This window comes from Acidimicrobiales bacterium, assembly GCA_035531755.1.
In the GTDB taxonomy this organism is placed as follows: Bacteria; Actinomycetota; Acidimicrobiia; order Acidimicrobiales; family UBA8190; genus DATKSK01.
Genome location: DATKSK010000045.1, coordinates 1 through 24,088 on the forward strand (window position 1 = coordinate 1; position 24,088 = coordinate 24,088).

At 73.1% G+C, this 24,088-nt stretch carries 19 protein-coding genes; 8 read left to right on the top strand and 11 right to left on the bottom strand.

Annotated elements, in window-relative coordinates; genetic code table 11:
* A partial coding sequence (locus tag VMV22_09530) for a hypothetical protein (GenBank protein ID HUY22570.1) occupies nt 1-306 on the top strand: 306 nt, incomplete at its 5' end.
* Nucleotides 307-455: 149 nt separating this feature from the next.
* On the top strand, nt 456-1,592 hold the full coding sequence (locus tag VMV22_09535; GenBank protein ID HUY22571.1) for a DUF4232 domain-containing protein: 1,137 nt from the start codon (nt 456-458) through the stop codon (nt 1,590-1,592).
* Between the two features lie 95 nt (nt 1,593-1,687).
* On the opposite strand, the gene VMV22_09540 is transcribed toward VMV22_09535, so the two are convergent.
* Entirely contained in the window at nt 1,688-3,292 is a 1,605-nt protein-coding gene (locus VMV22_09540; GenBank protein ID HUY22572.1) for a methylmalonyl-CoA mutase family protein, read from the bottom strand.
* Nucleotides 3,293-3,426: 134 nt separating this feature from the next.
* Complete coding sequence (gene moeB, locus VMV22_09545; protein ID HUY22573.1) at nt 3,427-4,599, bottom strand: molybdopterin-synthase adenylyltransferase MoeB; 1,173 nt, start codon at nt 4,597-4,599, stop codon at nt 3,427-3,429.
* A gap of 253 nt (nt 4,600-4,852) precedes the next feature.
* Here moeB and VMV22_09550 point away from each other — a divergent pair, with 253 nt between their 5' ends.
* Nucleotides 4,853-5,530, top strand: a complete 678-nt coding sequence (locus VMV22_09550; GenBank protein ID HUY22574.1) for a nitroreductase family protein — start codon at nt 4,853-4,855, stop codon at nt 5,528-5,530.
* Between the two features lie 79 nt (nt 5,531-5,609).
* Nucleotides 5,610-5,807 carry a hypothetical protein gene (locus tag VMV22_09555; protein ID HUY22575.1) on the top strand — a complete coding sequence of 66 codons (198 nt, stop codon included), beginning with the start codon at nt 5,610-5,612 and terminating at the stop codon, nt 5,805-5,807.
* Between the two features lie 22 nt (nt 5,808-5,829).
* Here the strand turns inward: VMV22_09555 and VMV22_09560 are convergent, their stop codons facing one another.
* Both VMV22_09560 and VMV22_09565 read right to left on the bottom strand, forming a co-directional pair.
* Complete coding sequence (locus VMV22_09560) at nt 5,830-6,432, bottom strand: hypothetical protein (protein HUY22576.1); 603 nt, start codon at nt 6,430-6,432, stop codon at nt 5,830-5,832.
* A gap of 91 nt (nt 6,433-6,523) precedes the next feature.
* Complete coding sequence (locus VMV22_09565) at nt 6,524-8,635, bottom strand: diguanylate cyclase (GenBank protein ID HUY22577.1); 2,112 nt, start codon at nt 8,633-8,635, stop codon at nt 6,524-6,526.
* A 483-nt stretch (nt 8,636-9,118) separates the two neighbouring features.
* Between VMV22_09565 and VMV22_09570 the strand changes: the two genes are divergently transcribed.
* The 3 genes from VMV22_09570 to VMV22_09580 all read left to right on the top strand — a co-directional run bounded on the left by VMV22_09570 (nt 9,119) and on the right by VMV22_09580 (nt 12,221).
* Nucleotides 9,119-10,249 (top strand): hypothetical protein, encoded by a 1,131-nt coding sequence (locus VMV22_09570; protein HUY22578.1) that lies wholly within the window; start codon nt 9,119-9,121, stop codon nt 10,247-10,249.
* Nucleotides 10,250-10,743: 494 nt separating this feature from the next.
* On the top strand, nt 10,744-11,460 hold the full coding sequence (locus tag VMV22_09575; GenBank protein HUY22579.1) for a hypothetical protein: 717 nt from the start codon (nt 10,744-10,746) through the stop codon (nt 11,458-11,460).
* A 56-nt stretch (nt 11,461-11,516) separates the two neighbouring features.
* Complete coding sequence (locus tag VMV22_09580; protein ID HUY22580.1) at nt 11,517-12,221, top strand: ACT domain-containing protein; 705 nt, start codon at nt 11,517-11,519, stop codon at nt 12,219-12,221.
* 135 nt (nt 12,222-12,356) lie between these two features.
* On the opposite strand, the gene VMV22_09585 is transcribed toward VMV22_09580, so the two are convergent.
* Together VMV22_09585 and VMV22_09590 are read right to left on the bottom strand one after the other, a co-directional pair.
* A complete protein-coding gene (locus VMV22_09585) occupies nt 12,357-13,982 on the bottom strand; it encodes a leucyl aminopeptidase (GenBank protein ID HUY22581.1) in 1,626 nt (541 codons plus the stop codon).
* 193 nt (nt 13,983-14,175) lie between these two features.
* A complete protein-coding gene (locus VMV22_09590) occupies nt 14,176-14,739 on the bottom strand; it encodes a cob(I)yrinic acid a,c-diamide adenosyltransferase (GenBank protein HUY22582.1) in 564 nt (187 codons plus the stop codon).
* Between the two features lie 190 nt (nt 14,740-14,929).
* Between VMV22_09590 and metH the strand changes: the two genes are divergently transcribed.
* Complete coding sequence (gene metH / locus VMV22_09595; protein HUY22583.1) at nt 14,930-18,487, top strand: methionine synthase; 3,558 nt, start codon at nt 14,930-14,932, stop codon at nt 18,485-18,487.
* 103 nt (nt 18,488-18,590) lie between these two features.
* Here metH and VMV22_09600 read toward each other — a convergent pair whose 3' ends face one another.
* From VMV22_09600 to VMV22_09620, 5 genes are all read right to left on the bottom strand, one after another.
* On the bottom strand, nt 18,591-18,752 hold the full coding sequence (locus VMV22_09600) for a hypothetical protein (GenBank protein HUY22584.1): 162 nt from the start codon (nt 18,750-18,752) through the stop codon (nt 18,591-18,593).
* Between the two features lie 109 nt (nt 18,753-18,861).
* On the bottom strand, nt 18,862-19,593 hold the full coding sequence (locus VMV22_09605) for an SDR family oxidoreductase (GenBank protein ID HUY22585.1): 732 nt from the start codon (nt 19,591-19,593) through the stop codon (nt 18,862-18,864).
* Between the two features lie 100 nt (nt 19,594-19,693).
* Complete coding sequence (locus VMV22_09610; protein ID HUY22586.1) at nt 19,694-20,812, bottom strand: Xaa-Pro peptidase family protein; 1,119 nt, start codon at nt 20,810-20,812, stop codon at nt 19,694-19,696.
* 122 nt (nt 20,813-20,934) lie between these two features.
* Complete coding sequence (lipA, locus tag VMV22_09615) at nt 20,935-22,635, bottom strand: lipoyl synthase (GenBank protein HUY22587.1); 1,701 nt, start codon at nt 22,633-22,635, stop codon at nt 20,935-20,937.
* Nucleotides 22,636-22,745: 110 nt separating this feature from the next.
* Entirely contained in the window at nt 22,746-23,489 is a 744-nt protein-coding gene (locus tag VMV22_09620; protein ID HUY22588.1) for a 2-oxo acid dehydrogenase subunit E2, read from the bottom strand.
* Nucleotides 23,490-24,088: the final 599 nt, after the last annotated feature.

Below are 24,088 nucleotides of genomic sequence, written 5' to 3' on the forward strand. Positions count from 1 at the left end.
CTGGCCGCCTGGCGGCGAAACGCCGAGGAGCTCGGGCGCCGGTACGCCGGCGACGACGCGGGAACGCCGCCGCCCACCATCTCGACGGACATGGCGAACGTCTCGCTGGCCGTGCCGTCGATCCACCCGATGATCGGCATCGACGCCCACGGGGCCGTCAACCACCAGGCCGAATTCGCGGCGGCGTGTGTGGGCCCGTCCGCGGAACAGGCGGTGACCGACGGTGCGATCGGCATGGCGTGGACCGCCATCGACGCCGCCACGGATCCCGCCCTGCGCGAGCACCTGCTGGCCCGCGCCGGCTGATCCGGGGGCCGCGGCCGAGCAACCCCGCCGCCGGCTGAGCAACGCCACCGGCTGAGCAACGTTGCCGCCCGCCGGCTGGTCTGCTCTCCCCCACCGGGCAACCGGCCGTGCTACGCATTTCCACAAGCGGCAGCGATCGGGGGTCGTGGATGCGGCGGGTACCCGGGCAGGTCACGTCATTGGCCGCAATCGGCGTGCTCGGCCTGCTCACCCTGGCGGCGAGCGTCTCCAGCGTGGTTACCGCTCCGGTCGGGAGCATCGTGGCGCGGCGGCCCTCGACAACCGAGGCCACGCCTGCCGGGAGCTCCTCCCTGGGCCGGACCAACCGCCCCGGCGCCAGCGCCGAGCCCGCCGCCTCGGCGGGGAACCTCTCCCCGACCCTGGACGACACCACGACGACCGCCGTGCCGGCCGGAGCTGTTTTCGACGTCCCGTTCGCTCCGATACTCGTCGGCGACCTTTCAGCGACACGAACGTGTTCGGCCATGGACTTCACGGCGCGCGACGCCGGCGGAAACGGGGCCGGGGGACATTCGGCGTTGTACGTAGACCTCACCGACGTGTCCTCGACGCCCTGCCGGCTGGAGGGGTACCCGCACGTCGTTGCGAATGTGCCCGGCGGCACGCCCGTCGTCGCTTCGGACGGACAGGGCTGGTTCGCCCGGGGGCCCGTGCTCCCCGTCGTCGTCGCTCCGGGGATGACCGTGTCCCTCACCCTCGAGACCGAGCGCGACTGCCCGCAGCGCTATGCCCAGTCAGGGGTCTACCCGCACCTGTCGTCGGACCGCGTCTCGATCGGCCTTCCCGGCGGCGGGACCCTGGACGTCGTAGCGGCCGAGGACGTGCTGTGCCTGATCTCGGTGAGCCCGTTCGAGCAACCACCACCGTTGGGTCCTCCCCCTCCGGCGGCCCCCGCCTTCGCACTGCAGCCGCGCATCGACGGCCCGAGCAGCATCCCCGCAGGCAGCGCCGTCTCCTTCGGTGTGTTGCTCCGCAACACCTCGCCACAAGCCGTGTCGCTGTCGCCATGCCCCTCGTTCACCGAGACCGTGGTAGCCGGGTCCGAGCTCTTGTACGAACAGCTCTCGTACCTCGTGAACTGCGCAGCAGCGCCCGGCGTCCTCGAACCCGGAGACGCTCTTGAGCTCAGGATGGAAGCGCCCGGGCCGACAGAGCGTGGGCTCCTCGATCTCACGTGGGCATGGGGCTCGCCCTACCAGCAGGGGGACGAAGTGCAGCAGGGCAACGTCGAGCACTCGACGTACGCCACGGTCATCGTGAAGTGACGTTGCCGCCGGTGGTCACCACCGACGTGGGCACCCTCACCGACGTGGCGTGGCGGGCGGGGTCCCCATCGGAGGGCCCTGCGGAGGTGCGGCGCTCAGCCCCCGGGCTGGTAGACGCCGAAGACGCCGCGCAGGACGTCGGACACCTCGCCGAGCGTCGCCATGCGGTGCAGCGCCTCGCGCATGGGGACGAGGAGGTTCTGGGTGCCCCGGGCCGCGGCCTCCACGTCGGCCAGGGCAGCGTCGACGGCCGCCTGGTCGCGCTCGGCGCGCACCTTCTGCGTGCGGGCGATCTGCGAGCGCTGCAGGGCGGGGTCGATGGGGAACACCTCGGTGGACCCGGGCTGCTCGTCGGTGAAGCGGTTCACGCCCACCACGGTCTTCTCGCCGTCGTCGACCGCCTTGGCGTAGGCGTAGGCGGCGACCTCGATCTCCTCCTGCATGAAGCGGGCCTCGATGGCCGCCACCGCGCCCCCCATGGCGTCGATGCGCTCGAGGTACTCCCACGCGGCGGCCTCGACCTCGTCGGTGAGCGACTCCACGAAGTACGACCCCGCCAACGGGTCGGGCGTGTCGACGACCCCGGACTCGTAGCCGATCACCTGCTGCGTGCGCAGGGCGGTGGTGGCGGCCTTGGTGGTGGGCAGCCCCAGGGCCTCGTCGTAGCCGTTCGTGTGCAGCGACTGCGTCCCCCCGAGCACGGCGGACAGGGCCTGGACCGTGACGCGCACGATGTTGTTCTCGGGCTGCTGCGCGGTGAGGGTCGAGCCCCCGGTCTGGGTGTGGAATCGCAGCAGCTTGGACCGCTCGTCCTTGGCGCCGAAGCGCTCGGTCATGATCCTGGCCCACATGCGCCGGGCCGCCCGGAACTTCGCCACCTCCTCGAAAAGGTTGTTGTGCGCGTTCCAGAAGAACGACAGGCGCGGCGCGAAGGCGTCGACCTCGAGGCCGGCTGCCAGCGCGGCTTCCACGTAGGCGATGCCGTCGGCCAGGGTGAAGGCGATCTCCTGCACCGCCGTCGACCCGGCCTCGCGGATGTGGTAGCCCGAGATCGAGATGCTGTTCCAGCTGGGCAGGCGCTCGGCGCAGTAGGCGAAGGTGTCGGTGACCAGGCGCATCGACTGGCGCGGCGGGTACACGTAGGTGCCCCGGGCCACGTACTCCTTCAGGATGTCGTTCTGGATGGTCCCGCCCAGCGCGTCCGGCGCCACGCCCTGCTCGGCCGCCACCAACTCGTAGAAGAGCAGCAGGATCGCCGCGGTGGCGTTGATCGTCATCGACGTCGTGACCTTGTCGAGCGGGAGGCCGGCCAGCAGCAGCCGCATGTCGGCCAGGGAGTCGATGGCGACCCCCACCTTGCCCACCTCGCCCTCGGCCCGGGGGTGGTCGGAGTCGAGCCCCATCTGCGTGGGCAGGTCGAAGGCGCACGACAGCCCCGTCTGCCCCGCCCCCAGCAGGAACTTGAACCGCTCGTTGGTGTCCTCGGCCGTGCCGAACCCGGCGTACTGCCGCATGGTCCACAGCCGCCCGCGGTACATCGACGGGTAGATGCCCCGCGTGTACGGGTCGGTGCCGGGCTCCCCCAGCTTGGCCGACGGGTCCCAGCCCTCGAGGTCGGCCGGCGTGTACAGGGGCCGGACCTCGATGCCGGAGTCGGTGCGCCGCACGTCCCCGTCGCGGCCGTCGTCCTTGGGGCTCACATGTCCCAGGTTACGGACAAGGCGCGGCTTCCGACCACTTCGCCCCGCCCGGCCCGATCAGCGGCGGGCGGCCCGTCGAGGTCGGGCCGGATCAGCCGGTGTGCCGACCGGTGCCCTCGGGGCCGGCGGGAGGGTCAGGCCGGGGACGGGGCCAGGGCGTGCGGCATGCACAGGTCGTCGTACTCGGCGATGACGATCGGCGCGGCGTTCTCGCCACAGGCCGGGCACTCCGGGTCGCGCCGGACCTTGAAGGTCCGGAACGACTCCTCGAGGGCGTCGTAGGCCAGCAGGCGCCCGGTGAGCGGGTCGCCGATGCCGAGCAGCAGCTTGATGGCCTCGACGGCCTGGATCGACCCCACGATGCCGGGCAGCACGCCGAGCACGCCGGCCTCGGCGCACGACGGCGCCAGCTCGGAGGGCGGCGGCTCGGGGATCATGCACCGGTAGCAGGGGCCCACGTACGGGTCGAACACCGTGACCTGGCCCTCGAAGCGGAAGATCGAGCCGTGCACCACGGGGATCCGCTTCAGCAGCGACGCGTCGTTCACCAGGTACCGGGTCGGGAAGTTGTCGGTGCCGTCGACGATCAGGTCGTAGCCGTCGATGATGTCCATGATGTTGTCGGCGCCGAGCCGCACGTCGTAGGTGACCACGTTGACGTCGGGGTTGAGCGCGGTGAGCGTCTTCTTGGCCGAGTCGACCTTGCGCTCCCCCACGCGGTCCATGGAGTGCAGGATCTGGCGCTGCAGGTTGGAGACGTCGACGACGTCCATGTCGATGATCCCGATGGTCCCGACGCCGGCGGCCGCCAGGTACAGCGCGGCCGGCGAGCCCAGGCCGCCCGCCCCGAGGAGCAGGACCTTGGAGTCGAGCAGCTTCAGCTGGCCCTCCTCCCCCACCTCGTTCACGAGCAGGTGCCGCTGGTAGCGGTTGCGCTGCTCGGGGGTGAGGGTCCGAGGGGTCTTCCAGGGCCGGCCCTCGTCCTTCCAGCGGTTGAACCCGCCGGCGAGCGACACCACGTCGGCGTACCCGAGGTCGGTCATGGTCTTGGCCGCGAAGGCGGAGCGGACCCCGGCCGCGCAGTAGACGACGATGGGGGCGGCCTTGTCGGGGAGGCGGCCCTCGACCTGCATCTCGAGGTGGCCACGGGGCAGGTGGACGGCCCCGGGGATGGCGCCCTGCTCGTACTCGTCGGCCTCGCGCACGTCGAGCAGCAGGACGTCGCCGAGGCGCGGCTCGACGTCGTCGCCCTGCACCTCGCGGATGGCCGACTTGGCCTGCTTCAACAGCTCTCGGGCACTCGCCACCTGATCACGACCTTCCTTGTCGGGCTCCCGCGGTCTCTGTTCCGACGGTCCCAGCGGCTCGGCGGTGGCCGCTCGTCCCTAAACCCTACCAGTGGGGTCAACATTCCCGTCGTCCACCGGGCCGGCGGCTCGCGGAACGCCGCCCGGCAGCGCCCGTATGGCGGGGCGGGGCGGGGCGGGGCCGGGGGCCCGGCACGGGCGGGGCGGGGGCGGGGCGCGCACCAGGCCCACCTCGGCCTCTAGTTTCTCGGCCATGGAGCTGTCCGACGTCACCCGCCGGCGGCGGATGGTGCGCAGCTTCTCGGGACGACCGGTGCCCCCCGGCGTGCTCGACCACATTCTCGAGGTCGCCTGCTCGGCGCCTTCGGCCGGCAACACCCATGGATGGGACGTCATCGTCCTCGCCGGGCCCGCGGAGACGGCCGTGTTCTGGGAGGCGACCACCACCGAGGGCTGGCGCGCCCGCTCCCGGCGGTGGCCGGGGCTGTCCCGGGCACCCGTCGTGGTGGCGCTCTTCGTCGACGAAGCGGCCTACCTGGCGCGCTACCGCGAGGCGGACAAGGCCGCCAGCGGCCTCGGGCAAGAGCGCGGGGTGCCGATCGGGGGGCCGGTGCCGGTCTCGGACGGCGTGCCGGTCTCGGGGTCGTCGTGGGCGGGGGGAGCGGCTTGGCCGGTCCCCTACTGGTTCGTCGACGGGGGCTTCGCCGCCCTGCTCGTGCTGCTCGCCGCCACCGATGCCGGTCTGGGAGCGTGCTTCCTGGGGAATTTCCGTGGGGAGGAGGACCTGCGCGCCGCTCTGGGCGTGCCCGACGACCGCCGCTACCTCGGCGCGGTGCTCGTCGGCGAGGCCGGCGGCGACGACCCTCCGTCGATGTCCGCAGCGCGCGGTCGCCGCCGCCCGTCCGAGGTCATCCACCGGGGTCGCTGGTGAGCGCCGGCGCGGACCGCTCTTCAGGTTGACGTCCCTGGCCCGCATCGCCATCCCACCTGGCGACGGAGGCGCCGCTGTCGTGGTCTTGAACCTCCGGCCACCCCGGCGTCGACGACGCCTCTTCGGCCGGTCGGCCGAGCACGTCACCGACGCCGACGCCGACGCCGACGCCGACGCCGAGATACTGGACCTCACGATCTGGCTGGTGACGCTTCTCGGGTTGGGCCGGATGCTGCGGTCCTCGGGGACCGACGAGACCTCACTCGTCGACGTGTAGTCGACCGGGCCGAATCGGATTCCTACGAGGGGCGCACGGCGACGCCGCGCACCCGTGGCCCCAAGCGCCCGGCGACCAGCACGATCTCCAGGAACGCGATCGCCACGATGTACACCGGGAACGCGACCACAGCGGTCGACACCTGGTTGACGGTCAGCAGGGTGATGGCGGCGTTGGCGAAGGCACCGACGTACACGGCGGGGCTCTCCGACTGCGGCATGCGCCACGACTTGACCACCGTCGGAACCGCCGCCAGCGCGTCGGCGGCGATGGCGGCGACCAGCGCCACCATGCCCTGGCGCGTGACCAGCCATCCGATGGTCCCGCCGACGGACAGGAGCCCGCACGCGTAGTCGAGCGAGCCGAGCTTCCAGACCGACGACGGGTTCACGAACGACGCCCCGAAGACCACGAGCGGACCGAATCCCACGATGAACGTCATGAGGGACCGCAGCCCGACCCCCTTGTCCACCTCGACGGCGAACGCCAGAAGCGGGGCGATGGCCCACAGCAGCCACGTGACCCGGTTGGGCTGCACCCGCCCGCGGACGGTGTCGACCGCGTACAACGCCGAGCCGGAGATTCCGATCGCCGCCCCGAGGTAGACGAAGTGAACATCGAGCACCCCACACTCTGGCCCAGTGCGGAGGGGCGACCCGCGTGGGCCGCTACCAGGACCAGTGCGGAGGGGCGACCCGCGTGGGTCGCTACCAGGATCAGCGCCCGAACGGCGAACGCCGCACGTCCGTGTCCCTCGACCCTCCGGGGCCACGGGAGCCTGCGAGCCCCGAAGGGTGCCTGCTCACGGCGGGCGGGGTCGTGCCCGGTACATCCGGTGTGCCCTGTGCATCCGGGACCTCCGGGACGTCCGGGACGTCCGGGACGTCCTGGGCGCAGAGCTCGTCCGGCGTGCCCCGGCCCCCCGGCGTGCCCGGTGCATCCGATGTGCCCGGTGCTTCGCGTGCGTCCTGTGCCGCAGCTCGGTCCGGCGCTCTCGTTGCGTCGGGGTCGTCGGGGGCGATGCGGTCGTCGGGAGCGAGCGAGACTGGCCGAGCATCGGGGCCCGTGGCCCACAAGGGCTCGGATGCCGGTTCGTGCGAGGGCTCGGATGCCGGTTCGTGCGAGGGCTCGGATGCCGGTTCGTGCGAGGGCTCGGATGCCGGTTCGTGCGAGGGCTCGGGCGTGGGTGCGAGCGTGGCTTCGGGAACGGGAACGGGAACGTGGTCGGTGCGGACGCCGGGCTCCCGTAGGAGGGTGAGCTCGTGCGTGGCCTCAGGGACCGGTCCGGGGGCGGCGTCGGCGGCCCGCTCGAGCCTGGCATCGGGAACCGGCTCCACGGTGACCACGGGCGCCGCACGCCGCGGCTCGAAGTCCGGCCCGTTCCCGAGGAAGGGGCCCTGCGCGAACCCGCACCCGAGGGAGCGCAGCGTCGCCACCTGGAACTCCGACGTGACTCCCTGCGCCACGACGGTGAGACCGAGCGCGCGCCCCAACCCGACGAGCCCGCGCACCAGGGCAGCGCCGTCCGGTGCGTCGGGCCCGTCCGGGTCCGGCACCTCGGATGCCCAGTCCCCGTCCTGCGCATCGTCGTCGAGATCGTCGAGGCCGGCCACCACCTCGGGCGAGAGCTTCAACCCGGAGATCGGCAGCCGTTGGAGCAGCGCCAGGTTCGAGGGCGTCGAACCGAAGCCGTCGAGCATGAGCCCGATCCCGCGACCTGCCAGCGCCTCCAACGCGGGCTCGGCGGTGGGAAGTGCCGTCGCCGAAGGCTCCCCGATGTCGAGGCCGATCATGGACGGGGGGATCCGGTGCTTGGCCGTCAGCTCGTCGACGGACTCGACGAGCGCGGTGTCGGCCACGAACGACGGGGACACCTTGACCCAGACCCGGAAGTCGGCCGGCAGGTTCGACGTCGCCCGCCGGGCCGCGAGGACCGACAGCGCTTCGTCGAGGACCCAGCGCCCCACCGGGATCGCCAGGCCGGCGTCGTCGACCACGTCGAGCAGCGCCTCGGGCCGGTCGATGGCCGAATGCTGCCATCCCAGGCGGGCGCTCTGACCGATCGCGGTACAGGACTCCAGGTCGACGATCTGCTCGTACTCCAGCACCAGCTCGCCGTTCTCCATGGCGGCCCGCAGGTCCTGGCGGTACTGGTAGCGGTCGGCGGCGTGCGCCCGCATGGAGGGATCGAAGAGCCGCCAGGACGCCCCGCCATCGTCCTTGGCGTGCCGCATCGCCAGCACGGCGTCACCGAGGATCGTCTCGAGCATCTCCGTGTCCTCGGCGACCTCCCCGGGGGTGGTCACGACGACACCGATGCTGGCGGTCAGGTGGTGCTCGACCCCGTCGACCGAGGTCGGAAGGCTCACGTCCTCGAGGATGCGCTCCGCCATCTGGCACGCGAGCTCAGCGGACCCCACGTAAGGGCAGACGACGACGAACTCGTCTCCGGCAAACCGCGCCACCGTGTCCGAGCGGCGGCGGGCGGCGGACATCCGCTCGGCGACGTCGTGGAGGAGGTCGTCTCCCACGCGGTGGCCGAACAGTTCGTTGACCTTGCTGAAGCCGTCGAGGGCCACGACGAGCACGGCGAGGGCGGCATCGTCCTGCCGGCACGTGGCCAGTGCGTGCTCGAGCCGCTGGTCCAGGAGCAACCGGTTGGGCAGGCCGGTGAGCGGGTCGTGTCGGGCCTGGTGCTCGTCGCCGTCGGGCTCGTCGCCGTGGCCGGGGGTCGAGAGGATCGCGCCCAGGCCTCGTCCGAGGCCGCGCTTGCGGGGAGCCGCGGGCCGCTTCGGCTCGTCCGGGTCGCCTCTGACGTCCTCGATCAACTCGCCGCTCCGATCCGCGGATCACACCCAGCATGCCTCGACCGCCGGGCGTTCCGTGCGTGTCCGGGCCCGACACGCGACTCGCGATACCCGCGTGCCGACAGGAAGAATCGTGGTGCCCGGATGCTCGACGGTCCCGGCACGACCACAACCAATCCTAGGCGTGCCCGGTGGGCTACTCGGAACCACGCCACCGACCGCATACACGGCGCGACGGACCCTCGCTGACGGCGCGCGAACGCGTCGGCACGCCCTCGACCGGCGCGTCCACCGGTACCGCCACCGGCGATCACGACGGCCACCGCGGGCGTTCTCCTCACCGTCGCCGCGGCCCTTGTCACGGGCCATCACCTCGGCCGTTGTCGGGACGGCCACCTCGGCCGTTGTCGGGACGGCCACCTCGACGGGGACGTCGACCTGCCGACAACAGGGGGCGACACCATCGCACACCCTGGTGGTGCACGGGGGCCATCCCATCGGCCCGTGACGCGGCCGGTCGTGCCCGGGAGGGCGATCTCGGCACGGCCACCCAGAAGTGGCGTCAAGGGCGAGGACCGGAATGTCGACAACCAGTTGGTGCCCACGCCGAACCCTGCGCGCCGCGCCGGGCTCGCCCGGGTGCCCGTCGCCCGGACGTCGCTCCTGGTGGCGGGCGTCACGACCCTGGCGCTCGTCCTGGTGACCCTCACCGTGCTGGGGCCCGCGCCGGCACCGGCGGCATCGCCGTCGCGGCCACCGTCCACGTCCCCGTCCACACGTTCGCCCGGAGCCGAACCGGTGGCCGTCGGCTTCTTCCACCCGCAGGTGAGGACCCCGCCCACCACCACGTCGACCACCACGACCGCTCCGCCGCCTCGCTCCCCGTCGCTCCCCGTCACGACCTCGGCGCCCGCGCCGAAGCCCGGTCCCGCCCCGCCACCGGCGCCGCCCGTGGCCGCGGCGCGACCGATCCTCCCGCCCGCCAACCCGGCGGCGGACATCGCCGCGTCCCCCGCCTTCGCCGGTGTCTGCGTGCAGGACGGCTCCGATTCCGCCCCCTGCATCGCGGCCGCGGCCCAGGCCATGGCGTCCGCCCGGGCCGGCGAGGGCCTCGGCCCGATGAGCTTGCCCTCGAACTACGCCGGACTCTCACCGGGAGAGCAATTGTTCGTGCTCGCCGACATCGAGCGGGTGGACCGCGGCCTCCCGCCCATCGTGGGCATGGTGCAGGCACTCGACCAGGACGCGCAGGCCGCGGCCGCCACGAACGCCGATCCCACGCCCGCGGCCGTCCCGCCCGGTTCGGGCATACTGCGGTGGGTGTCCAACTGGGCCGAGGCCGCGGGGCCGTTGGGCTCGACCTACATGTGGATGTACGAGGACGGGCCCGGGTCCGGGAACCTGGCGTGCAGCAGCGGCAGCACGCGCTGGTGCTGGGGACACCGAGACAACATTCTCGGGTTCACGACGGCCCAGGTCTCCTCTTCGGGCGGTGTGCTCGTCATGGGGGCGGCCGAAGCCACGGTGGCGGGCGACAGCCCGTGGTCGAGCGACGCAGAGCTGATCGCGCTGGTGACCGGGAGCCCCGCCTACACCTACACGTGGGCCGCCGCGCAAGCGGCCGGGGCGCGCTGACCGAAGGGCCGCCGACGACTGGGCCGCCGACGACGAAACGGACCTTCGTTCACACACCGACAGGTCGGCGGCAAGCTGGACGCGAGGTCGACAGCAAGGTCGGGGCGCGACGGTGGTGGCGTCATGTCGGCCAGGGCGCCAACCCCGGTCGACCGGCCGCCCATCCAGCTGGAGAAGCCATGTCCGTCGTGCTGCGTCCCGTCCACGCCCCCGACCTGGGGCCCGTGCCCTTTCCCCGACCCGGAACTCGACCGTGGTCACCCGCTGCCGGTGGCAGCACGTCGGGCGGCGGTGGCAGGTCCGGCGGTGGCGGGTCCGGTGGCGGTGGCAGATCTGGCGGCGGGTCCGGCGGCGGCGGCAGATCTGGCGGCGGCGATGCTGGTGGCGGCGATCCTGGTGGCGGCGGCAAGGCGGCGGACGACGACCGCGGCGACGGTGGCAGTCCCGAACGCGAAGACCCGGAGAAGGGTGTAGCGCTGGAGACGATCCGGGTCGTGGCGTGGCCCGACCCCGTCATCGACCGACTGGGCTACGACCCGCGCTCGCTCTACGTGGAGACCTTCTGGCTCGGCGTCCTGGGTCCGACGAGCACGTGGTTGCTCCGCCGGCTCGCCGCCCGCTTCGACGACGACCCCGCCGGGTTCGACATGGACCTCGACGACACCGCCCGCGCCCTGGGGCTCGGGGGACGCTCGGGGCGCCACGCACCCTTCCGCCGGGCACTCGTCCGCTGCGTCACGTTCGAGGCAGCCCGGCAGCAGGGCCCGACCACCTTGGCCGTGCGGCGAAAGCTCCCGCCGCTCCCCCGGCGGCACCTCCAGCGCCTGCCGGTCTCCCTGCAGACCGAGCACGTGCGGTGGGTGACCGCTGCCCGTCGGTCTCCGATCCTCGACGAGGCCCGACGTCGTTCTCGACGGCTTGCGCTCGGGCTCCTGGAGTCCGGCGAGGCGGGGGCGGCAGTGGAAGCACAACTCGTCCGGTGGCAGGTGCACCCCGCCATGGCGCACGAGGCCACCGGGTGGGCCGCCGCCATCCGCTCCAATGGCACCCTCGGTCGCCCGGACAGCCTGCCCGCGGGCCCGGACAGCCTGCCCGCGGGCCCCGGCGGCCTGCCCGGGGGCGCGCCGGGGACCTCCGGCGACGGCGGGCACTCGACCCCAAGCCCGGGGGCGGGCCCCGTCCGACGTTCTGGCTCCGCGCCTGGCCATTAACGCTGGCGACGCATCTCCGAAACGGTGCGTTCACCTTCGACACCTAGCCTGTGAACGTGGCCACGTTCCTGCTCAGACTGGAGCTGCCCGACCGTCCCGGCGCGCTCGGGGCGGTGGCGAGCCGCATCGGGGCGGTGCGCGGCGACGTCGTCGCCGTCGAGATCGTGGAGCGCCGGCAGGGCAGCGCCGTCGACGAGTTCGTGGTGGACCTCGCCGATGTGGAGCGGCTGGAGCTCCTCTTGAGCGAGGTGGCGGAGGTCGACGGCGTCTCAGTGGAAGAGGTCCATCCTGTGTCGGGCCGCGGGCACGACCGCCGGCTCGACGGCTACCACAGCGCGGTCGCCCTTCTGCAGCAACGGACGCCCCACGCCGTCCTCGTGGCGCTGGCGTCACGTGTGTCGGCCGAGCTCGACGCGGAGTGGACCGCCGTCCTCGACGTCGAGCAGCTTCTGGTGGTGGCCTCCGCGGGCCGCCCGCCCGCGGCGCCATGGCTCGCCGCGTTCGTCACCGAGGACCGCGCCACGAGCGCGCACGGCGGAGACGCCGGCGATACGGATCGTCCGGTGCGACCTCGCTCGGGCGACATCGGATGGGTCGACCTCGCCGCGTGGGACCTCGTACTGGCGACGGGGCGCCCCGGATGGCGCTTCGGTGCGCGTGAGCGGGCCCACCTGGCGGCGGTCGCCGCGCTAGCCGACGTGCGCTGGGTCGACCTGGGCGAACGCGAGGCCCGCAACGCGCATCCCACCTGTACCGGCTGACCCGCGGTCGGCGATCCCCGGCCGAGGTACCTGACCCGGCGTCGGCGATCCCCGACCGGTTCGGACCCCGGATCGCTCGGCCGGCGCTCCCCGGGTCCTCGGGCAACTCGAGCAGACTCCCCAAGCCCGAATGGGTCAGCCGCTGTGCCCGTAGTCCTCGAGCAACTCGAGCAACGTCCGCACCCCGAACCCCGTGCCGCCCTTCGTGAGCACGCCGGCGTCCTCGTCGGAACGCGCCGGACCGGCGATGTCCAGGTGCGCCCACGGCGTCCCCTCCGCGAACCGGGCGAGAAGCAGGGCGGCCGAGATGGCGCCCGCCTGCCCGCCCTTGCCGACGTTCTTCATGTCGGCGACGTCGGAGTCGATGTGCGAGCGGTAGTCGTCGAACAGCGGCAGCGGCCAGGTCGCCTCACCGGCGCGCCCGGAAGCGGCGCGCACCCGGTCCACGAGGCCATCGTCGGAGCCGATCACCCCGGCGATGGACATCCCGAGCGCCACGACGCATGCGCCGGTGAGTGTCGCCAGGTCGATGATGGCATCGGGCTCCAACTCCGTGGCGAGGGTCAGGCCGTCGGCGAGGACGAGCCGGCCCTCGGCGTCGGTGTTGAGGACCTCGATGGTGCGCCCGCTGCGGGTGGTGAGAACGTCGCCGGGCTTGATCGCCCGGCCCCCGGGCATGTTCTCGGTCATCGGCGCAATGGCGGTCACGCGCGCCCGCACGCCCACGTCCCCGCACGCCGACACAACTGCCACGACAGCCGCCGCCCCGCTCATGTCGGTCTTCATGGTGACCATGCCCTCGGCGGTCTTGAGCGACAGTCCCCCCGAGTCGAAGGTGATGCCCTTGCCTACCAGCACCACGTGCGGGACCCGCCCGTCCACCTCGACGGGGTCGGCGGGCTCGTAGCTGGCGCGAAGCAGGCGCGGCGGCTCGGCCGAGCCGCGGGCCACGCCCAGGAGTCCGCCCAGCCGCTCGTCGGCGATGCGGGCCTCGTCCCACACCTCGACGGTCAGGCCGGGCCGGCCGGCCATGTGCTCCACCGCGGCCTCCGCCAGGCGGGTGGGCGTCATCGAGCTGGGGGGCTCGTTGACCAGGTCGCGCGCCAGGCACACCGCGTCGGCGACGGCGGCGCCGCGCCGCACGCCCTCGGCGACCTGTCCCTCCTGGAGCCCGACCGCGGCGACGACCAGGCGCTCGATCCTGCTGCTGTCGGCCTCGCTCTTGTGGGAGACGAACCGATACATCGCCAGGACAGCGCCCTCGGCCGCGGCCTGGGCGGCACGAGTGTGTGAGCCGGCGGGATCGGCCAATGCGGGCGGGACGATCATGACCGCCGCCCCGGACTCCCCCGCGTCCCGCACGAACGCCGCTGCCGCCCGGCGCAGGCTGTCGGCGTTCACGGCGTCGAGGGGCCCACACCCGACGAACACGACAGCGGGCCCCGCACCGGCGTCCGGGCCGACGACGTTCATCGTCTGGCCGACCTTGCCGGCGAATCCGCGCTGCCCGGCGCGGTCCAGGTCGAGGGCGGTGCCGATGGTGGAAGCGGTGGACGTCGAGCGGTGCGACGTGGAGCCGGCGGGACCACCGGCCCCGGCGACGGTGAAGCTCTCGGGGACACCCGGGGCCAGGACGGGGCCGTCCGAGGTCTCGACGACGGGGACCCCCACGGCCGTCACCGGGGACCCGGCTGCCTCGGCCAATGCCGCCGGGTCGCCGGCAGCCGCCCAGCCCACCGAGAGGAGCGCGGATCGCGTCATCGGCGGCACCCGGCCGTCGGGCCTGGCGCGGCCGTCGGGCCTGGCGCGGCCGTCGGGCCTGGCGCGGCCGTCGGGCCTGGCGCGGCCGTCGGGCCTGTCGCGGCCGTCGGGCCTGCCGCGGTCGTCGGGCCTGCCGCGGTCGTCGGGCCTGCCGCGGCCGTCGGGCCTGCCGCGGTCGTCGGGCCCGTCGTGCTCACGATGCGCCCTCGGAGCGCCCCAGCGATCGCATGGCCACGTGCTCTCCTTCCTGCCAGCGCGCCATCGTCCACAGAAGGTCCGACAGCCGGTTCAGATAGGGCCCGACCTGCGAGCCGGTGGGAGAGGTGGCCGCCACCAGCGCCCGCTCGGCTCGGCGCACGACGGTTCGGGCCACGTCCAGGGCCGCCGACACGCGGTTCTGACCGGGCACCACGAATTCCTTCGGCATCTCGAAGCGCTCCCCGAGGGCGTCGATGCGGTCCTCGAGCAACCGCACCATCTCAGGCGTGACCGACGACGCCCCGGGCTTGAGCTTTCTGCGGTTCTCCGGCGCCGTGGCCACCTCTGCCATGAGCACCCACAGGTCCCGCTCCAGGCCGAGAATGATGTCGTCGAGCTCCGATCCCGGCTCCGCCTCGGCACGGGCCAGGCCGAGCATCGCCTGCGCCTCGTCGACCGCGCCGTTCACCTCGACCGCCGGCGAATCCTTGGCGACGCGGCCGCCGTAGAAGAGGCCCGTGGTCCCGTCGTCCCCGGCGCGCGTGTAGATCTTCACCACGGGGGCGCATGCTACCGGCGACCCCATGGCCACCCCAGACGACCGACGTCCCTGCGCCCGGTCGGCCCACAAAGCGGTCGCCACGCCGGAGCAGGCGGTCGCCACGCCGGAGCAGGCAGCGGGCCCCATGCCTGAACAGGCGGTCGCCACGCCGGAGCAGGCGGGCGCGGGACCGTAGACTGTCAGGATCGTGGACCCGACCGTGGACCTCCACCACCAGGCACTTCCTCCCGTGCTGGCGCACGACGCCATGCCCCTCGACGAGCGCGGCGCCGCGTACCTCGAGGCCGTCCGGCGGCGGGTGGTCATCTTCGACGGCGCCATGGGAACCAGCCTCCAGCTGCAGGACCTGACCGCCGAGGACTTCGGGGGGCCCGCCCTGGAGGGCTGCAACGAGGCCCTGGTCCTCACCCGCCCCGACGCCGTCGCCGCCGTGCACCGGTCCTTTCTCGACGCCGGCGTCGACGTGGTCGAGACCGACGCCTTCGGCGCCTTCCGGGTGGTGCTGGCCGAGTACGACCTGCAGGACCGCGTCGAGGAGATCAACCTCGCCGCCGCCCGCATCGCCCGCGAGGCCGCCGACGAGGCGGCCGCCCGCGACGGCCGGCCCCGATGGGTGGCGGGCAACCTCGGCCCCGGCACCCGCTTCCCCACCCTGGCCCAGATCCCCTACCTCGACCTGCGCGACGCCTACCAGGAACAGGCGGCCGCACTCCTGGCCGGCGGGGTGGACCTGCTGCTGGTCGAAACCGTCTACGACCTCCTCCAGGCCAAGGCGGCCCTGAACGCGTGCAAGCGGGCCATGGTGGCCGCCGGCCGGCGCGTGCCGCTGCAGGTCCAGGTGACGATCGAGCTCACCGGCCGGATGCTCCCGGGCACCGAGATCGGCGCCGCGCTCGCCGCGCTCGACCCCATGCGCCCCGACGTCATCGGCCTCAACTGCGCCACCGGGCCGGCCGAGATGGGCGAGGCCGTCCGCTACCTCTCCCAGCACGCCCGCATGCCGATCGCCGCCCAGCCCAACGCCGGGCTTCCCTCGGTCGTGGACGGCAAGATGCACTACGACCTGACGCCCGACCAGCTGGCCGACCATCTGGAGCGGTTCGTCACCGAGCTCGGTGTGAGCGTCATCGGCGGCTGCTGCGGGACCACGCCCGACCACCTGCGGGCCGTCGTCGAGCGCTGCCGCGACCTCGTGCCCGCGGCGCGCACCCCCGAGCACGAGCCCGGGGCGTCGTCGATCTACAGCAACGTGTCGTTCCACCAGGACACGTCGTTCCTCGTGGTCGGCGAGCGGACCAACGCCAACGGCTCGAAGAAATTCCGCGACGCCATGCTGGCGTCCGAGTGGGACACCACCGTGGCCATGGCGCGCGACCAGGTGAAGGAAGGCGCCCACATCCTCGACGTGTGCGTCGACTACACCGGCGCCGACGGCGTCTCGGACATGACCGAGGTGGCCAGCCGCCTCGCCACCCAGGCGAGCGTGCCCATCATGGTCGACTCGACCGAGGCGCCCGTGGTGGAGGCCGCCCTGATGTGGATCGGCGGCCGGGCCGTCCTCAACTCCGTCAACCTCGAGGAGGGCGACGACCCCGGCACCCGGCTCGACAAGTTCCTGACGCTGGCGCGCGAGTACGGCGCGGCCGTGGTGTGCACGTGCATCGACACCGAGGGCCAGGCCCGCACCGCCGACTGGAAGGTACGCGCCGCCACCGCCATCGCCGATGTCGCCGTCAACCGCTACGGGCTGGAGCTGTCGGACCTCATCTTCGACCCCCTGGTGCTGCCCCTGTCCACGGGCATGGAGGAGAGCCGCCGCGACGGCATCGAGACCCTGGAGGGCACCAGGCGGATCAAGGCCGAGCTCCCGGGCGTGTACACCATCGTCGGGCTGTCCAACGTGTCGTTCGGGCTCAACCCCGCCGCCCGGCACGTGCTCAATTCGATGTTCCTGCACGAGCTCGTGGAGGCCGGCCTCGACGCCGCCATCGTGCACGCGGCGCGCATCATGCCGCTGTCGAAGATCGACGAGCGGGCCCGGGAGGTCTGCCTCGACCTCATCTACGACCGCCGCCACCAGGGCTACGACCCGCTCCAGGAACTGCTGGCGATATTCGAGGGCGTGTCCTCCACCGCGGTGGAGGCCGAGGACCGCACCGACTGGCCCGTGGAGCGGCGGCTCGAGCAGCGCATCGTCGACGGGGACCGCAACGGCCTCGAGGACGACTTGGCCGAAGCCCTCGGCGCCCACGGCCCGCTCACCATCGTCAACGACTACCTCCTGGCCGGGATGAAGACCGTCGGGGAGCTGTTCGCCTCGGGCGAGATGCAGCTGCCCTTCGTGCTCCAGTCGGCCGAGACCATGAAGGCGGCGGTGTCGTACCTGGAGCCGCACATGGAGAAGGCCGACCAGGGCGGCAAGGGGACCATCGTGCTCGCCACGGTCAAGGGCGACGTGCACGACATCGGCAAGAACCTGGTCGACATCATCCTCACCAACAACGGCTACGAGGTCGTGAACCTCGGCATCAAGGTCGGCATCACCGAGATGCTCCAAGCCGTCGAGGAGCACACCGCCGACGCCATCGGCATGAGCGGCCTGCTCGTGAAGTCGACGCTCATCATGCGCGAGAACCTCGAGGAGATGAACGCCCGGGACCTGGCGCACGTGCCGGTCCTGCTGGGCGGGGCCGCGCTGACGCGCACCTACGTCGAGCGCGACCTGCGCCAGGTGTACGAGGGCAAGCTGTTCTACGGGAAGGACGCCTTCGAGGGCCTGCGCACCATGGACCGCCTCGCCGAGCTCAAGAAGAGCGGCGAGGAGGACCCCGACTTCGGGCGCGTGCTGGGGGGCCGCAACCTGCCGCCGCGCAAGAGCCAACAGGTGGTCGAGGCGGGCGAGGCCCCTCCCCGGGCGCCGGGCGTGGCCGCCGACAACCCCGTGTTCACCCCGCCCTTCCTCGGCAGCCGCGTGGCCAAGGGCATCGCCATCGACGACATCGTGGGGTACGTCAACCAGACCGCCCTGTTCCGCAACCAGTGGGGCTACCGGCCGGACAAGGACGACGACACCGGGGCCGTCGAGAGCGACGCCGATTTCAAGGAGCGAGTCAGCGCGATGCTGCGCGAGGAGCTGGACAAGGCGAAGGCCAAGGATCTTCTCGTGCCGCAGGTGGCATGGGGGTACTTCGCGGCCAACGCCGAGGGCGACGACCTCGTGCTGTGGACCGACGGGTCCCGCAGTCGCGAGCTCATGCGGTTCGCCTTCCCGCGTCAGAAGAAGGAGCCGTGGCTGTGCATCGCGGACTTCTTCCGCAGCGTCGAGTCCGGCGAACCCGACTATGCCGCCTTCCACCTCGTCACCATGGGATCGGCGGTTTCGGAGGAGACGGCGCGCCTGTTCGCCGAGGACCGCTACACGGAGTACCTGCACCTCCACGGGCTCGGTGTCGAGATGGCCGAGGCTCTGGCCGAGTACTGGCACCACCGCATCCGCGAGGAATGGGGCTTCGTGGCCGAGGACGGGCCCACCCTCACGGGGCTCTTCCGCCAGCAGTACCGGGGCGGGCGATACTCGTGGGGCTACCCGGCGTGCCCGAACCTGGAGGACAACGCCAAGGCGGTCGAGATCCTGGGCGGCGAGCGCATCGGGGTCGAGGTGAGCGAGGGGTTCCAGCTCCACCCCGAGCAGACCACGGTGGCCATCATCTGCCACCACCCGCAGGCCAAGTACTTCGTGGCCTGAGCGGGGCGCTCCCGCCCGCCTGGCCGCCCTGGCCGCCCTGGCCGCCCTGGCCGCCCTGGCCGCCTGGCCGCCCGGCCCGCCTGGCCCGCCCGGCCCGCCTCGATCAGCGCGCCAGCATCCTGTAAGAATCGACGATCGTCGCATCGGATCGAGGCCGGACCTCGGCGCTCCCGTCCCCGATGCCCGGCTGCAGCTCGACGAACGCTGTCGATGCCGGCATTGGGTCGTCGGCGCCATCGAACACGGCGACGTGAACGAAGCTCACGCCGTCTCGTCGAACCGCACGACGCTGGACTGCATCCGTCGGGGCGCTGCTCGGCCAACTCGGCCAACACGGCCAACTCGGCGAACGCCGCGGATCAGGCCGGCCTCCGTCAGAGGGCGAGCGTGGCGCCGCCGTCCACCACGATGGCGGCGCCGGTCATGAAGGCAGCGGGCGCTGAACACACGAACGCCACGACCCGCCCGAAGTCGGCAGGGTCGCCCATGGGCACGGCGCCCCCGCCACCGAGCTCTCGCATGCGCTCGGTGGCGTGCGGGCCCGGGCACACGAGGTTCACCGTGATGCCGCTGCCCTCGGCGGCGAGGTCGGCAGCAGCCGTCTTGGCCCACGCCCGCAACCCGGTGCGCGCCGCGTTGGACAGCGCCAACGTCGGGATGGCCTGCACGATCGAGTACGACGAGATGCAGCACACACGGCCCCAGCCCCCGGCCCGCATGTGGGGCACCGAGCTCCGCACCAGGCGCACCGCCGAGAGCATGTTCGCCTCGACCGCCGCCCGGATGGCGTCGTCGTCGACGTCCAGGGCCCGTCCGGAGGGTGGTCCCCCGGCGTTGGCCACCACGATGTCGAGCCGCGCGAACCGCTCCAGCGCGGAGGCGACCAGGCGCTCGGGCGTGGTCGGGTCGGAGACATCGGCGGCGATCGCCTCCACGTGCACGCCGAGGTCGCGGGCGGCCTGCGCCGCCTCCTGGAGCGGTCCCTCGGACCGGGCGCACAACACCAGGTCGACCCCCTCGGCGGCCAGCGCCTCGGCACTCGCCCGGCCGAGCCCGCGCGACCCCGCCGTGACGATCGCCACCCGGCCCTCGATGCCGAGGTCCACTGCTACCGGCCCCCCGTCGGTGTCCGCCGATCGGCGAGCGGACCCTCGTCGGGGCGGCCGGCATGCGGGCGCCCGTGGACGGAGCCGACCGCGGGGGTACTCATCCGAGCACCGCCATCTCGTGGTCCACCGTGTTGAGGGGCACGGCCCCATCGTCACCCACGACCACGATGTCCTCGAGCCGCATGCCGAAACGACCCCGCAGGTAGATCCCGGGCTCGATCGAGAAGGCGTGGCCCACGGCCAGGGGCGTGGCGTTCCCCGCCACGAGATACGGGTCCTCGTGCTCCTCGATGCCGATGCCGTGCCCCGTGCGGTGGATGAAGTACTCGCCCAGACCCGCTTCGGTGATGGTGCGGCGCGCCACCGCGTCGACCTCCTCGGCGGTAACCCCCGGGCGCACGGCGGCCACCGCCGCCTGCTGGGCGGCGAGCAGCACGGCGTAGCACTCGCGCACCTCGGCACCCGGCTCGCCGATAGCCACGGTGCGCGTGATGTCGGAGCAGTAGCCGACGTCGTCGTGGAGGGCGTACTCCCCACCGAAGTCGCACACCACGGTGTCGCCCTCGCCGATGACGCGCTCCCCGGCGTCGTGGTGCGGGCTCGCCCCGTTGGGGCCGCTGCCCACGATGGCGAAGTTCACGCGCCGGTGCCCGGCGGCGAGGAGCCCCGCGCCGATCTCCTCGGACACCTGGAGTTCGGTGCGGCCGGCGAGCGGGATCTCTCCCGCCTGTAGCAGCGCCGCCACCCGGTCGGCCGCGTGCGCGGCGGCCTGCAGGGCGGCGACCTCCCCGGCGTCCTTCACGGCCCGCAACGGCGACGTCACCGTCGACGCCGCCGCCCAGCGCGCCCCCGGCAGCGCCGCCTGCAACGCCAGCAGCGACTGCGCCCAGGCCCGGTCGGACACCGCATATGTGGCGCCGTCCGTCGCTGCCAGCAGGGCGGCCGCCAGCGCCACGGGGTCCTCGGACTCCGACCATGGGCGCAGCGTGAAGAGCGACGGAGCTGATGGCACTCGGGGTGCCTCGAGTGCCGGGACGAGAAGCACGGCCTCTCCGTCGCAGGGGAGCACGAGCAGGGTGAGCCGCTCCAACGGCATCGCCCGGTATCCCGTCAGCCACGGCAGGTCGGCCCCGTGCGACAGCAGCAGCGCGTCCACGCCGAGCTCGCCCATCCGGGCGCGCACACGGTCGAGCCGGCCCTGGCGGTCGCCGACCACGGACCCGGTGCCACCCCCCGTGCCGTCCCCACCGCCTGCTCCGACCACGGACCGAGCGGCCGCCCCGGACCCGGTGCCGACCCCGGACCCGGTGCCGTCCCCGGAACGAACGGCCGCTCCGGTCACACGCCCACCGTCACGGCCCCGGCCCCGGCCGCCGCTGCGGCCGCACCCCGGGCGTGGTAGCTCGACCGGGTGAGCGGTGACGCCTCGACATGGGCGAATCCCATCCCCTCCCCCACGGCCCGGAGGTTGGCGAACTCCTCGGGCGTCCACCACCTCGCCACGGGAAGGTGCGCCGTCGTCGGCCGCAGGTACTGCCCCACCGTGACGATGTCGACCCCCACACCGCGCAGGTCGGCCAGCGCTCCCACGACCTCGTCCTGGTGTTCGCCCATGCCGAGGATGAGCCCCGACTTCGTGACGAGCCCGGCGTCCTTCGCCCGGGCCAGCACGGCCAGGCTGCGCGCGTAACCCGCCGAGGGTCGCACGGCGCGCTGCAACCGGGCCACGGTCTCGAGATTGTGGTTGAGAACGTCGGGACGGGCGTCGACGATGGTGGCCAGCGAGCCCGGGTCGCCCTTGCAGTCGGAGATCAGCACCTCGACCGCGGTGTCGGGGCACCGGCGTCGGATGGCGCCGATCGTCGCCGCGAACGCACCGGCCCCGCCGTCGGGGAGGTCGTCGCGTGCCACCGCGGTGACGACCGCGTGCGCCAGGCCGAGGCGCTCCACCGCTGCGGCCACGCGCTCGGGCTCGTCGGCGTCGAGGGGGCCGGGACGTCGGGTGTCCACGAGGCAGAAGCCACATGCCCTCGTGCAACGCTCGCCGTTGATCATGAAGGTGGCGGTGCCGTCGGCCCAGCACTCGAAGATGTTGGGGCAGCCCGCCTCCTCGCACACCGTCACCAGGTCGAGGTCCCGCACCGTCCGGCGAAGGTCGAGGAACTCGGTGCCCATGCGGGCCGGGACCCGGAGCCACGATGGCTTGCGCGTGTCGGCGGCCAGGCCCGCGGCGGGGTCCACGCCGGACTGGCGCAGGCGCACCCGGAGTCGTTCGCCCGGCCCCCGGTGAGCGCCGGCGCTGTTCCCGTCGGGCCGGCTCGGTGGGGCCACGGTGACGATGGGCGCATCCGACGTGACTGCCATCGCGGCCAGGGAGCCACGCACCGGCGAGGTCACGTCCTGGCGCTCGTAGCGTCCGTCGGGCGCCCACCGACGCACGGCGTGTTGCACGAGGAGGTCGACCACCTCGGGCATCGACACGGCCACCCCTTCGGCCGCCAGCGACGTGACCGCCTTGTCGTCGATGCCGCAGGGCACGATCCGGTCGAACCACGTGAGATCGGGGTCGACGTTGAGCGCCAGGCCGTGCATGGAGCGCGACCGGCTGACGCGCACGCCGATGGCGCAGATCTTGCGGGGAGCGGGCCCGTCGGCGTCCACCCACACGCCCGGGAACCCTTTGAGCCTCCCGCCGTGGACGCCGAGGTCGGCGAGGGTGTCGATCACCACCTGCTCGATGCTGTGGACGTGGCCGGGAATGGCACGCGGCGCCATGGGCACGGTGACGACCGGATAGGCGACGAGCTGACCCGGCCCGTGGTAGGTGACGTCGCCCCCGCGGTCGGTGGGAACGAGGTCCGCCCCCACCGCGGCGGGGTCGACGAGGACGTGGGACCGCTCCGCGTGCACCCCGAGCGTGAACACGTGCGGGTGCTCGAGCACGAGCAGGTGGTCGTCGCCACTGCGGGCCTGCAGCGCCCGCTGCAGTGCATGGGCCTCCTCGTAGGGGACCCGGCCGAGAACGCGTACCCGGAACATCGTCGTCGCCTGCTGTCCTTCGTCCACTGTCGTCCGTGGCCTGTCGTCCGTGGCCTGTCGACCGTCGTCTGCGTCTGCCTGCGTCGGATTCGGCGTCGGCGTCGGCCGGGTCAGAGCTCGGCGGCCCAGTCGTGGGTGGCGAGCAGCTGGACCACCCGCGCCACGAATGCCGCCGCGTACGCCCCGTCGACGGCGCGGTGGTCCCACGACAGACACAGCAGGCCCAGGGAGTGGATGGCGATGGCCTCCGTGCCGTCGGCCTGCGTGACCACCGCGGGCCGCCGCTTCACGCCGTCGGTCGACAGGATCGCCACCTGGGGCTGGTTGATGATGGGCGAGGTCAGGAAGGTCCCGAAGGGCCCGGCGTTCGTCATCGAGAACGTGCCGCCCTGGATGTCGTCGGCGCTCAGCTTCTTGGTGCGGGCGCGCTCGGCGAGCTCGTGGATCCGGCGCGCCACACCGCGCAGGGTGAGCTCCTCGGCCCGCTTCACGACGGGAACGATCAGCCCGTTGTGCTCGAGGTCGACGGCGACGCCCAGGTTCACCTCGTGGTGGACGATGAGCGCGTCGTCACCCACCGACGCGTTGAGGTTCGGCCACTCGTGCAGCGCCTCGACCGTCGCCCGGGCCACGAAGGGTAGGTAGGTGAGCGAGAAACCCTCCTCCGCCCGGAACTGGGGACCGTGGGATCGGCGCACCCGCTCCACCGGCTCGTAGTCCGCTTCGATCACCACGAGCGTGTGCGGGCTCGTCGCCTTGGAGCGGACCATGTGCTCCGCCGTGCGGCGGCGGATGTTCGTGAAGGGGATGATCTCGTCGCTGCCGGCACGGGGTGATGCCGCGGGGGCGCTCACAGCCGGGGGCGGCGCGGCGGGGGCTGCCGCGGCGGAGGCGGCTGACGGGGCGGAGGCTGCCGGCGCGGAGGCTGCCGGGGCGGAGGCTGCCGGCGCGGAGGCTGCCGGCGCGGAGGCTGCCGGCGCGGCGGAGAGGGCTGACGGGGCTGGGGCGGAAGCAGTGTCCGGGGCGGCGGGCGCCGTCATCGAGGCAGGGGCGCCACCGGCGCGTCGGGCGTCGATGAAGTCCAGGACGTCGGCTCGCGTGATGCGTCCGCCGATGCCCGTGCCTGTGATCTCGGCCGGCTCGATGGCGTTGTCGTCGAGCAGCCGGCGCACAACCGGGGACAACACCCGGTCCCCCCAGCCGGAGCGGGCGCCGTCCCGGGCACCGGCTCCATCGGATCCTGACGTGGGGACGGCCGCAGGTGCGGCGGCGGGGGCAGGTGCGGCGGCCGCGGCTGGGGCCGGGGCCGGGGCTGGGGTCGGGGCTGGGACTGGAGATGGAGCCGGGGCCGGGGCTGGGGCTGGGGCTGGGGCAGGAGATGGCGATGGGGCCGGGGCCGGGGCCGGGGCCGGGGCCGGGGCCGGGGCTGGGGTCGGGGCCGGGGCTGGGGACG

Bases quoted from the DNA above. Each gene is read 5' to 3' on its own strand.
- VMV22_09535 (HUY22571.1), top strand. From the start codon at position 456: ATGCGGCGGGTACCCGGGCAGGTCACGTCATTGGCCGCAATCGGCGTG.
- VMV22_09550 (HUY22574.1), top strand. From the start codon at position 4,853: ATGGAGCTGTCCGACGTCACCCGCCGGCGGCGGATGGTGCGCAGCTTC.
- VMV22_09585 (HUY22581.1), bottom strand. From the start codon at position 13,982: ATGACGCGATCCGCGCTCCTCTCGGTGGGCTGGGCGGCTGCCGGCGAC.
- lipA (HUY22587.1), bottom strand. From the start codon at position 22,635: ATGTTCCGGGTACGCGTTCTCGGCCGGGTCCCCTACGAGGAGGCCCAT.